Origin of the sequence: Nocardiopsis sp. TNDT3 (genome assembly GCF_003427465.1) — a bacterium.
GTDB lineage: Bacteria > Actinomycetota > Actinomycetes > Streptosporangiales > Streptosporangiaceae > Nocardiopsis > Nocardiopsis dassonvillei.
Window position 1 is genome coordinate 1 of record NZ_QPFC01000741.1, and the last position, 5,885, is coordinate 5,885.

The window sequence follows — 5,885 nt, forward strand, 5'->3', positions numbered from 1 at the left end:
GCTGGAGGCCGACGCCGACGAGCTGCTGGAGACGTTCGGCACGGCACCCACCCCGGCGGACTCCATCCCCCGGCGGCCCAACGAGCGGCTGCGCCCCGGAGGCAGCGGCACGCCCGCCCCGCCGGAGGAGACCGACCCGCGCAAGCTCGCCGCAAAGATCCCGCGGCGCTGAAACCGAACCGCCCCGTGCCTTCGCCATGACGGCCGGCGGCGCCAACCCGAAGGAGAGTCATGGCGAACGAGTTCATCAAGGCCGAGAAGGTCGTGAGCACCGCGCTCGGACTGCTGGAGCGCGAGGTCGTGCTCCCCAACCTGGTGTGGCGCGACGCCGGAGGCGACTTCCGCGGCGCCAAGGGCGACACCATCACGGTCCGTCTGCCCAGCTACTTCAAGGCCAAGAAGCGCCCCCTGCGTTCCGGGGCGCCGCGAGTCAAGAGCCAGCTGACCGAGCGGGCCGTCCCGGTGACCCTGACCACCGACATCTACGGGGACATCCCCATCACCGACGAGGAGCTGACCCTCGACATCGCCGACTTCGGTACCCAGGTCCTGAACCCGACCCTGTCCGGTGTTGGCCGGGCCCTGGAGGAGGAGCTGGTCGAGACCATCACCGGCGCCACCTACGCCCACACCCTGACCCTGGACACCGTCGACCCGTTCGACACGTTCGTGGACGCCCGCGAACGGCTGAACAACGCGCGGGTCCCGTTCTCCGGGCGAGCCGTGGCCGTCGGCTCCGCGGTGGAGTCCGCCATCCTCAAGAGCGACCACTTCAACAAGGTCGACCAGTCCGGCAGCGACAACGCCCTGCGCGAGGCCATCGTCGGCCGCATCGCCGGGTTCGACGTGGTGTCGGTCCCCGCGCTGGCTCCGGACGAGGCGTTCGCGTTCCACCAGACCGCCTACGTGCAGTCCGCGATGGCTCCGGTCATCCCGGCCGGTGCGCCGTGGGGGGCGACCCAGAGCTTCAACGGGTTCGCCGTGCGCACCGTGCGCGTGTTCGACCCGGACGAGGTGGAGGACCGCTTCATCCTCGACGCCTGGACCGGCACCGACATCGTCACCGACGTCGGCCACCTGGACCCCGTCACCGGCATCTTCGAGCCCGCGGAAAACCCGGAGGAGTCCGGCGCGGAGGAGCACTTCATCCGCGCGGTCAAGATCGAGATGGGCTCGGTCTGACCATGGACGTCGTGTACGTGGTGGGTCCGCAGAAGCGCAGCGAGGAGCTGCGCTACTCGCTCCGTGCGCTGGCCGCCCATGTGCCCCACGACCGTGTGTGGATCGTGGGGCACATGCCCCGGTGGGTGCAGGGCGTGAGGCACATCCCGCGCGCCCAGTTCTCCACCAAGTGGGCGAACTCGACGGCCAACATGCGGGCCGCGTGCGGGCATCCCGAGGTGTCGGACGAGTTCATCTACATGAACGACGACTTCTTCACCATGCGGCCCGTCGACCAGATCCCCGTGCTGCACAGGGGCCCGGTCGCCGACGTGGCCGCCCGCACCCCGCACAGCCGCTACCGGGCGGGGATGCTCGCGACCGCCCGCGCCCTGCACGCCCTGGGCGTGGCTGAGCCGCTGAGCTACGAGCTGCACGTCCCGATGGTGGTGGACAAGGCCCGGATGCTCGACGCGCTGTCGCGCCCGCAGGTGCGCGGAATCCCGGTGGTCCACAAGCGCACCCTGTACGGGAACCTCGCGGGCATCGGCGGCGAGCAGGTAGCCGACGTCAAGGTGCACTCCGCGTCCCAGGCTGCGCCATCGGGCGACCCGCTGTTCATCTCCACCAACCCGGGCGCGTTCACCGACGGCCCGGTCGGCCGCCTCATCCGCGCCGCGCTCCCGGACCCGTGCCGCTACGAGGACGACTACGAGCCGCTCCCCGATCCCGGGCCCGAGGACGACCAGGAGGAGACCGAGCAGGCGCCCGAGCCGGAGGACGCGCCCCCGGCCGAGTCGCCGCCGGAGGCCGCTCCCCCTGGGCGGCCCATGGCCCGCGCGTCCAAGGCGGCGTGGGTGGACTACGCCGTCGACCAGGGCCACGACCGCGAGGCCGCCGAGGCGCTGACCAAGGCGGAACTCCAGCAGATCGGAGGCTGACCCATGGCCACCCTGCCACCGCTGGTGACGCTGGAGGAGTTCGGCACGTGGGTCGGTGAGGAGCTGACCGGCAACGACCAGGCCGCGATGGTGCTCGCTGCCGCGTCCGCGCTCGTGCGCGCTGAGGCCCGCCGCACGTGGGTGGGCGAGGATGGCCACCTCGCCGAGGTGCCCGAGCAGGTCCGCACCATCACCCTGGAGTCCGCAGCCCGTCGCTGGCGCAACCCCGAGGGGTACACCGGCGAGACCGACGGCGATTACAACTACCGCCAGGACGCCGAGAACGCGAGCGTCTACCTGCTGGAGCCCGAACGGGACATCCTCGCCCGCCTCCGGCGCCCCCGCTCGGGCCTGTGGACCCTGGCCACCACCCGCGGTGAGATCCCGTGGCGGTCCAACTACCACCACGTCCTGGACTGAGAGGAGGCTCTCGTGTCGCTGCTCGACACCGGCAACGAACTGGTGGAGGTCTGGCCGGAGACCACCTCCACGGACCCTGACGGCAACCCCGTCCGAATTCCGGCCGCCGACCCGGTCCAGGTGCGCGCCCGCGTGCAGCCGGTCTCCTCCAACGACGTGGCCGCGGCCGGGCAGCAGACCGTGGCCCGGTACCGGCTCATCACCCGGGAGGCTCCGTTGGGGCCGTGGGCGCGGGTGCGCTGGGATGGCCGGGACTGGGACATCGACGGCGAACCGCTGCGGTCGAACGGCAGCCGCCGAACCCGGCACGTCCAGGCGATCCTCAAGGCCCGAGGGGCAGGTGAAGCGTGATGGCTCGCGTGGACAAGAACTGCAACGCCAAGGTCGCCCGCCTGCCTGGCGTCAAGGGTGCCGTGCGCGACCGCGCGGAGATCCTCGCGAGGCGGGCCCGCGGTCTCCTCGCCGCTCACCGGGAGACCGGCCAGGCCCGGATCGTCGTCACCAAGGGCAAGATCGACGCCTTCGTGTCCCTGGAGGACCCGAACGCCGCGGCGATCGAGTACGGGCGCGAGGCCGGGGTGTCCTCGTCTGGTCGCCCGTATGCCGCCCAGGAGGGCCTGTACATCATCCACCGCACGATCGGGGCGCGCTGATGGCCGACCACACTGAGGACTGCTACCTCGACCCCGCCCATCACGTGTGCGCGGTCGCCCGCGCTGGTCGCGCCGAGGGGGCACTCGGCGAGGCCCGCGCGGTCGCCGCCGACGCCCTGGCTTCGCTCCGCGACGCGGGCGTCGACCAGGCGGCGCTCACCCGTGTGCACGCCCTGGTGACCGAGTTCGAGCGGGACCTGGAGGTCAAGGGCGAGGACTGGCACCCGCGCACGAGGTCCCTGGCCACCCAGGTCATCGCTCAGCTGCGTGCCGCCCTCAGCGACACGGCAGGGAGCGGCTGATGGCCCGCCGGTTCGCGCCAGCCACCTCGCTCGTGCTGGAGATCCTGCGCCCCGCCCTGGCCCCGGTCGAGGTGTACAGCCTGATGCCGGACCTGACCTTGACCCCGCCGCCCGTGGTGATGGCCCGCCGCGTGCCCGGCGGCGGCGCCTACGACCCGCGCGGTTACGACCAGGCCGTCATCGACGTGCAGTGCTGGCACACCACCGACCGGGCCGCCGACGACCTCGCCGACACCTGCCGGACCGCGCTGTTCACCGCGTGGCGCACCCAGCACGTCGTGCCCGGCATGGGCCACATCGGCCACTACGAGGAGCGATCCGCTCCGGCGCTGCTGCCCGACTCCGCGTCTGGCCGCGGCTCCACCACTCCGAAGGGCGTCTACCGCTACCAGGCGACCTACGTCCTCGGGCTGCGCCCGCGCCGGGCCGCCTGACCGCGCCCCTGCGCGCAGATCCGCACCTGTCCTGTCACACCTGCCCGTAGGAGGCATGCCATGGCGCTTGATGACGACGCCGATCTCGTCCCAGCCGTAGGCGAGTACTGGTTCCACCCGGTCGAGAACACCCCGCCGCCCGCCGACGAGGACACCCCGACCGCCGAAGGCTACGGCGACCTCGGCCACACCGCGCTGGAGGACCCGTTCGCGATCAACGGCGAGGGCGGCGAGGAGACCGTGCTCGGCACCTGGCGCAACCGGTCCAAGCGCACCGTGTACTCCCCCCGGGTGGACCGGGTCGCGTTCGTGCTCCAGCAGTGGACCGAGGACAACTACAAGCTGTACTACGGCGCGAACGCCGAACTGGATCCGACCACCGGGTACGTGATGGTGCCCGACAACCCGGTGCCCGTCACCGGCACCCTGTGGACGCTCATCCGCGACGGCGACGAGACGTTGCCGCTGTGGTTCCCGCGGGTGTCCATCTACCGGGCCGACGACATCACCGCCGACCCCCAGGCCCTCATGGGCCTGCCGGTGCGCGCGACCATTCTGGGCCGCTCCGGCCAGAAGGACCTGTACGGCCTCAAGCCCAAGAGCAAGCCCACCTCCAGCTCCTGAGGGAGCCCACCTGACCGGGTGGCGCACGGCGCGGATCCCGTGCGCCACCCGCCCATGCCCTCGATCCGCGCCCCGTGAGGAGATCCGCCATGTCCTACGACCTGTCCCACCTGAGCGAACCCAACGCCGCCAAGCCGTTCACCGTGACCCTGCCCGACGGCGAGCTGGCCCTACGCCCGGTCGTTGCCCTGCCCACCGAGGGCCAGGCCGCGATGCTGCGCCTGTCCGGCCGTCTCGCGGAGGTCGCCGGTGACGACGTCGGCGATGACGGCGTCGCCAGCATGGACCTGGCCGTCATGACCCGGGCGCTCGCCGACTCCCTGCCCGACGTGGACGCGCTGCTGCGCGCAGCGTGCCCGTCCAAGGCCGCGGCGAACAAGCTGCTGAAGCTGGTCAACGGGTCGCTGATGGACAAGATCGGCCTGGTCGTGGCCTACATCGGCCAGGAGCAGGCGGGGGAAGCCTCGCCCTCCGCGAGCTGATCGGCACATACCGGGCGGAGCTGTACGCCGACCTGCGCCGCTACTACCAGCACGACCTGGCAGAGACGGTGGCAGGCCGTGGCATACGCCCGGGGCTCGTGCTCGATCTCGTGGAGGGCCTGCCCGACGATTCCGCCACCGTGGCCGCGATGAGGGGCGGCCGCCAGTGGCGCGGATGGACCCGGCAGGTAGCAGTGACCGCTGACGTGTTCGACGCCGTCAACGGCACCACGCGCGCCGCCGGGCGATGGAAGCGTCACCCGCCGAAGATCCCCCCGTACCCGAGGCCCAAGCCCGCGGGCAAGGCCGGGAAGAAGACGCGGCGCGGCCAGTCCATCGCGGACGTGCGCCGGGCGTTCGGCATCCCCGAACTGCCGCCGCACATCCCCCCACCACAACCGAAGAAGAAGTAGCGGCGGGCCGCCGCGCGACCAGTGAAGGGGGTGCGCGGTGGCCACCACACGCATGGTCGGCCGGGTGTCGGTGCGGGTCATGCCCGACACCCGAAGGTTCCGGGGCGACCTGGTCAAGGACCTGGAGAAGCTGGAGCGGTCGCTGACTCTGTCGATCCCGACCCGGATCGACACCAAGCGCGTCGCGAAGGACGCCGCGCGGGTCAAGGCCGACGTCGAGCGCCAGCTCGGGTCGGTCCGCGTTGGCGTGAACGTCGACACCGGCCGCGTCGAGCGCCAGCTGGACACTGCCGCCCGCCCCCGTAAGGCCGAGGTCGAGCCGGAGGTGGACGGGGTCGCGCTCGCCCGCGCCCGCCGCACCCTGGACGGGCTGGCCCGCTCCACCAGCCGCGTCGTCGGCGGAGCGGTCGGGATCGGCGCTGGCGCCGGAGGGATCTCCGCACTGGCCGCCGGCG

11 protein-coding genes are annotated in these 5,885 nt (G+C 72.1%); all 11 read left to right on the top strand.

Annotation, left to right across the window (positions count from 1 at the left end):
* Positions 1-231 precede the first annotated feature (231 nt).
* The gene (locus DQW06_RS18260) at positions 232-1,182 is read left to right on the top strand and encodes a P22 phage major capsid protein family protein (RefSeq protein WP_117198972.1); all 951 of its coding nucleotides are present in this window, start codon (positions 232-234) and stop codon (positions 1,180-1,182) included.
* 2 nt (positions 1,183-1,184) lie between these two features.
* Positions 1,185-2,102, top strand: coding sequence for a hypothetical protein (locus DQW06_RS18265; RefSeq protein ID WP_117198973.1), 918 nt, complete (start codon positions 1,185-1,187; stop codon positions 2,100-2,102).
* A gap of 3 nt (positions 2,103-2,105) precedes the next feature.
* Complete coding sequence (locus DQW06_RS18270; protein ID WP_117198974.1) at positions 2,106-2,522, top strand: hypothetical protein; 417 nt, start codon at positions 2,106-2,108, stop codon at positions 2,520-2,522.
* Positions 2,523-2,534: 12 nt separating this feature from the next.
* On the top strand, positions 2,535-2,873 hold the full coding sequence (locus tag DQW06_RS18275) for a head-tail adaptor protein (RefSeq protein WP_117198975.1): 339 nt from the start codon (positions 2,535-2,537) through the stop codon (positions 2,871-2,873).
* Entirely contained in the window at positions 2,873-3,175 is a 303-nt protein-coding gene (locus DQW06_RS18280; protein WP_117198976.1) for a DUF5403 family protein, read from the top strand. The genes DQW06_RS18275 and DQW06_RS18280 overlap by 1 nt, the downstream gene beginning before the upstream one ends.
* Complete coding sequence (locus DQW06_RS18285) at positions 3,175-3,477, top strand: hypothetical protein (RefSeq protein WP_117198977.1); 303 nt, start codon at positions 3,175-3,177, stop codon at positions 3,475-3,477. Before DQW06_RS18280 ends, DQW06_RS18285 begins: the two co-directional genes overlap by 1 nt.
* Positions 3,477-3,911 (top strand): hypothetical protein, encoded by a 435-nt coding sequence (locus tag DQW06_RS18290; protein ID WP_117198978.1) that lies wholly within the window; start codon positions 3,477-3,479, stop codon positions 3,909-3,911. The genes DQW06_RS18285 and DQW06_RS18290 overlap by 1 nt, the downstream gene beginning before the upstream one ends.
* A gap of 60 nt (positions 3,912-3,971) precedes the next feature.
* The gene (locus tag DQW06_RS18295; protein WP_117198979.1) at positions 3,972-4,535 is read left to right on the top strand and encodes a hypothetical protein; all 564 of its coding nucleotides are present in this window, start codon (positions 3,972-3,974) and stop codon (positions 4,533-4,535) included.
* Positions 4,536-4,624: 89 nt separating this feature from the next.
* The gene (locus DQW06_RS18300; RefSeq protein WP_117198980.1) at positions 4,625-5,017 is read left to right on the top strand and encodes a hypothetical protein; all 393 of its coding nucleotides are present in this window, start codon (positions 4,625-4,627) and stop codon (positions 5,015-5,017) included.
* A gap of 98 nt (positions 5,018-5,115) precedes the next feature.
* Positions 5,116-5,430 carry a hypothetical protein gene (locus DQW06_RS18305; RefSeq protein WP_198662478.1) on the top strand — a complete coding sequence of 105 codons (315 nt, stop codon included), beginning with the start codon at positions 5,116-5,118 and terminating at the stop codon, positions 5,428-5,430.
* Positions 5,431-5,467: 37 nt separating this feature from the next.
* The coding region (locus DQW06_RS28960) for a hypothetical protein (protein ID WP_198662479.1) at positions 5,468-5,885 on the top strand (418 nt) is incomplete at its 3' end.